Origin of the sequence: Hungatella hathewayi WAL-18680 (assembly GCF_000235505.1) — a bacterium.
Taxonomy (GTDB): Bacteria; Bacillota; Clostridia; order Lachnospirales; family Lachnospiraceae; genus Hungatella_A; species Hungatella_A hathewayi_A.
Map to the genome: position 1 here is coordinate 2,251,093 of NZ_JH379027.1, position 4,201 is coordinate 2,255,293.

The window sequence follows — 4,201 nt, forward strand, 5'->3', positions numbered from 1 at the left end:
CGTCTTGAGGTGACCAGCCAGAATGTGAAGAAGTACAACCAGGCCCTGGTTCACGCCCAGAATGGCAGTGACGATCTGGCTGTTTTGCAGCTGACGCGGGTGGTGGAGGTGAATCCCCAGTTTGTGAAGGCCCATCTGGTTTTGGCCCTCCTCTATATGAACCGGGAGGACTACACCAAGGCGGGGCGTTCTCTCTACAAGGTGCTTCAGATTGACAAGAACAATCCCAAGGCCCAGTGGTACATGTCCATTGTGAAGGCCAACACGGGCAAGGCGGATATCGAGAAGAAGAAGCTGAAGAATGCATTTTCCCACAGGCAGATGCAGGATGACGACATCATTATCCCGCCCACCTACAAGGAGAATACGGGCTGGCAGTCGGTGCTCAATATCATCGCCGGTCTGGTGCTGGGGACGGCGGCATTTTTCTTCCTGGTCATGCCGGCCAATACCAGGGCGCTGAATCAGAAGCACAACCAGGAGCTTTTAACCATCAGTGAGCAGCTGAACCAGAAGAATCTGGAGATTGACTCCATGAAGGAGGAGATGGCGTCCTTCCAGGATGAGCGGGACGCGGCCAAGGAATCCTTACAGTCCATTGTGGACAGCAATGGCGGGGAGCTGAGCCAGTATCAGCAGGTGATTCAGATTCTGAAGGCATACAAGGATGACAACTTTGAGCAGGCCGTCAGGCTGTATGCGGATTTGAACCCGGCGGTGATTACCGACCAGGGCGTCCAGGCGGTGATTGGGGAGATTCGCGGGGAAATGGAGACGGAAGGGTACAAGGTGCTGGAGACGCTGGGCGACACAGCAGCGGCGGCCGGTGACACGGCGGGGGCCCTTGACTACTATCAGAAGAGTCTGAACATCTATCCGGACAACCCGCAGGTGATTTTTGATATGGCGGTTATTTATAAGAACATGGAAGATAAAGAGAAGTCCAACGAACTGTTTGGGCAGGTGATTATGAATTATTCCGGCACGGAGCTGGCTGAGAAGGCCAGGGAGGAGCGGGGATACTAAAAGAAGCAAGCGGTGCGGGCAGCGCCCGCGGACAGGCCGGAAAGGCATTACAAAAGATGAGAGTCTTTGTAATGCCTTTTTATTTTGTCGAAAAATGTGTCAAAGTATAAAAAATTGTCAACACTAGGGAAGACAGGAAAGCGAGGAATTGAGAATGACAGAACCTTCATTTACGTATGAGGCAAAGGGAAATGTGCTGGTGATTCATCTGCCGAAGGAGTTAGACCACCACAACTGCAGGAATTTAAAGTATGAGACGGATCTGCTTCTGTCGGAAAATTACATAGCAAAGATTGTCTTTGATTTTTCCGCCACGGATTTTATGGATTCCTCAGGGATTGGGGTGATTCTTAGCAGGTACAAGCAGATGGAGGCCAGCGGAGGAAAGGTGTCCATCTACGGGGCGGGGGCCCAGATTCTCCGGGTGTTGAGTATCGGAGGCATCTCGAAGCTGGTTCCCCAGTATGACACAAAAGAAGCGGCGATTGCAGGCTGAGACCGGAAGGTGAAAGGAGACGAACATGGAAAACAGGAAAGAACAGCTCAGAATGGAGATTGAGAGTCTGTCCAAAAATGAGGAATTTGCCCGGGTGGTGGTGGCGGTATTTATTAGCCGGATGAACCCGACTTTGGAGGAGTTGGACGATGTGAAGACGGCGGTGTCCGAGGCGGTGACCAACGCGGTGATTCACGGCTACCAGGGAAAGGACGGCATCATTTACATAGAGGCCAGTGTGGAGGGCGATGAACTGACCGTTATCGTGAGGGATAAGGGTGTGGGCATCCGGGATGTGAAGCAGGCCATGGAGCCTATGTTTACGTCGGACACCACCGGGGAGCGTTCCGGCATGGGCTTTTCGTTTATGGAGGCATTTATGGATGAAGTTAGGGTGGAGTCGGCGCCGGATGAGGGAACGACGGTGACCATGAAGAAACGAATTGGCGGGTGAGTGCCATGGATGAAACTATGAGGCTCATTGCCATGGCGCACGAAGGGGATAAAGAAGCAAGAGACCGATTAGTGATGGATAACGTTGGCCTGATATGGAGTATCGTAAGGCGGTTTCAGGGAAGAGGATACGAGATGGAGGATTTGTTTCAGATTGGGAGTATCGGGTTAATCAAGGCGATTGACAAGTTTGATATGTCCTACGATGTGAAATTTTCCACCTACGCGGTGCCTATGATTACCGGGGAAATCAAACGGTTTCTGCGGGATGACGGGATGATAAAGGTGAGCCGCTCCATCAAGGAGATGGGGGCGAAGGTGAAGCAGGCCAGGGAATCCTTAAGTTACTGCCTGGGACGGGAGCCAACCATCGAGGAGATTGCAAAGGACGTTGGGGCCAGCCGTGAGGAGGTGGCGGCGTCCATTGAGGCGGGGGCCGAGGTGGAGTCGCTTTATAAGACCATCAACAAAAATGATGAGTCCAGCATTTACCTGATTGATAAAATTGAGGAGGAGAGCCAGGCACAGGAGCATCTGCTGAACCAGATGGTGCTGAAAGAACTGTTGACCACGCTGGGGGATAAGGAGAGGGAGTTGATTGTGCGGCGTTATTTCGAAAACCAGACCCAGACGCAGATTGCCCAGGCGCTGAACATTTCCCAGGTTCAGGTGTCCAGAATGGAAAAGAAAATTTTAAAACAGCTGCGGGAGCGGATGTAACTCCGCATAGAAACGGGCGCCGCAGGCCATACTATCTGTAAAATTTAAGAAGATTGGATGTGATAGTATGGAGTTTTTGAAGCATAAAGCGGGGCTGATTGTGCTGATTGTGAGCCTTGTGATTATTGTGGCCGCCATATGGTATCTCATGTTTGGCACGCCCCAGGGCGGAAGCTATGAGGGCGGGACTCTGGTGGAAGGCATAAAGAGCCTTGGGATGGTGCGCTTATGAGTAAGACACTGTACCTGAATGTGAGCCAGATTACCGAAGTGCACGAGAAGGATGTGTACTTGAAGGACGTGGCAAAGCTCTACTGTGACGATAAAAATATAGTCAGCAAGTGTAATGCCATCAAGATTAAGAGTATCAAAGAGGACAGGGACAAGCGGTACGTGGAGAGCGTGCTGGATATTATCAAGAAGATAAGCGAGGTGGATTCCACCATCCAGGTCAACAGCATCGGGGAAGTGGATTACATCATCGACTACCAGAAGGCGAAAGCGCCCAGGTATGTGTGGCAGTGGTGCAAGACCCTTGCCGTCTGCGCGGTGTGTTTCTGCGGGGCGGCTTTTGCCATCATGACGTTTAACAATGACGCCAGCGTGGGGGATGTGTTCAAGGAGGTCTATCTGGTGGTGCTGGGGGAGGAGTCCCCGGGATTTACGATTCTGGAGATGTCCTATTCCGTGGGACTGGCATTGGGAATTATTGTGTTCTTCAATCATTTTGCGGTGGCGAAGCTGAGCACGGACCCGACGCCCATCGAGGTGGAAATGCGTCTCTATGAGGATAATATCAACAAGACTCTGATTCAGAATGATGGAAGAAAGGAGTCTGGGATTGATGTTACTTAGATATCTGCTGCTGGCGTTTATGGGGCTTTGCTCCGGCGGGGTGATTGCAGCCGGGATATTCGCCTTTCTGGCGATTATCGGCGTGTACCCGCGATTGATTGGGAAGACGAAGACACACAAACATATTCTTCTGTATGAGACCCTGATTATTGTAGGGGGGATTGTGGGGAATGTGGTGGATTTGTATGAGGTGCCGATTCGGATGGGGGGATTTTGGTTCCTGGGGATATTCGGATTGTCGGTTGGAGTGTTTGTGGGATGTTTGGTGATGTCCCTGGCGGAGACGCTGAAAGCGCTGCCGGTGATGAACCGGAGAATTCATCTGGCGGTGGGGATTCAGTATATGATACTGTCGATTGGGCTTGGGAAACTGCTGGGGTCTCTGTTTTATTTCTCCAGAGCGATGAAGGGCGGCTGACGGCCCTTCCGGGTATATTTTGACGGACTGGGGAGATAATGGGAATAGAGAATCAGGAGGGATTGATATGGAGATAAACAAACAGGCCTATGACGCCTATGTAAAAGAAGTGACCCCGACCCACAACGTGTGGCTGAATATTTTCCGCGCGTTTCTGGTGGGAGGCGTCATCTGCACCATCGGGCAGGCAGTCTTAAACTGGCTGGCCAGCACAGGAATGGACGAGAAGACCG

The 4,201-nt window shown here is 51.7% G+C and carries 8 protein-coding genes; all 8 read left to right on the top strand.

The window, feature by feature from the left end; genetic code table 11:
* Positions 1–1,026: tetratricopeptide repeat protein (locus HMPREF9473_RS10045; protein ID WP_006779990.1), on the top strand; the 1,026-nt coding region annotated here is incomplete at its 5' end.
* A gap of 154 nt (positions 1,027–1,180) precedes the next feature.
* A complete protein-coding gene (locus HMPREF9473_RS10050; RefSeq protein ID WP_006779991.1) occupies positions 1,181–1,522 on the top strand; it encodes an STAS domain-containing protein in 342 nt (113 codons plus the stop codon).
* Positions 1,523–1,547: 25 nt separating this feature from the next.
* A complete protein-coding gene (gene spoIIAB, locus HMPREF9473_RS10055) occupies positions 1,548–1,976 on the top strand; it encodes an anti-sigma F factor (RefSeq protein WP_006779992.1) in 429 nt (142 codons plus the stop codon).
* 5 nt (positions 1,977–1,981) lie between these two features.
* Entirely contained in the window at positions 1,982–2,695 is a 714-nt protein-coding gene (sigF, locus tag HMPREF9473_RS10060; protein ID WP_034858233.1) for an RNA polymerase sporulation sigma factor SigF, read from the top strand.
* 67 nt (positions 2,696–2,762) lie between these two features.
* Positions 2,763–2,927 carry a hypothetical protein gene (locus HMPREF9473_RS27320; protein WP_006779994.1) on the top strand — a complete coding sequence of 55 codons (165 nt, stop codon included), beginning with the start codon at positions 2,763–2,765 and terminating at the stop codon, positions 2,925–2,927.
* The gene (locus HMPREF9473_RS10065) at positions 2,924–3,550 is read left to right on the top strand and encodes a stage V sporulation protein AA (protein WP_006779995.1); all 627 of its coding nucleotides are present in this window, start codon (positions 2,924–2,926) and stop codon (positions 3,548–3,550) included. Before HMPREF9473_RS27320 ends, HMPREF9473_RS10065 begins: the two co-directional genes overlap by 4 nt.
* Positions 3,540–3,968, top strand: coding sequence for a stage V sporulation protein AB (locus HMPREF9473_RS10070; protein WP_006779996.1), 429 nt, complete (start codon positions 3,540–3,542; stop codon positions 3,966–3,968). The genes HMPREF9473_RS10065 and HMPREF9473_RS10070 overlap by 11 nt, the downstream gene beginning before the upstream one ends.
* A 67-nt stretch (positions 3,969–4,035) precedes the next feature.
* A partial coding sequence (locus tag HMPREF9473_RS28130) for a SpoVA/SpoVAEb family sporulation membrane protein (RefSeq protein ID WP_006779997.1) occupies positions 4,036–4,201 on the top strand: 166 nt, incomplete at its 3' end.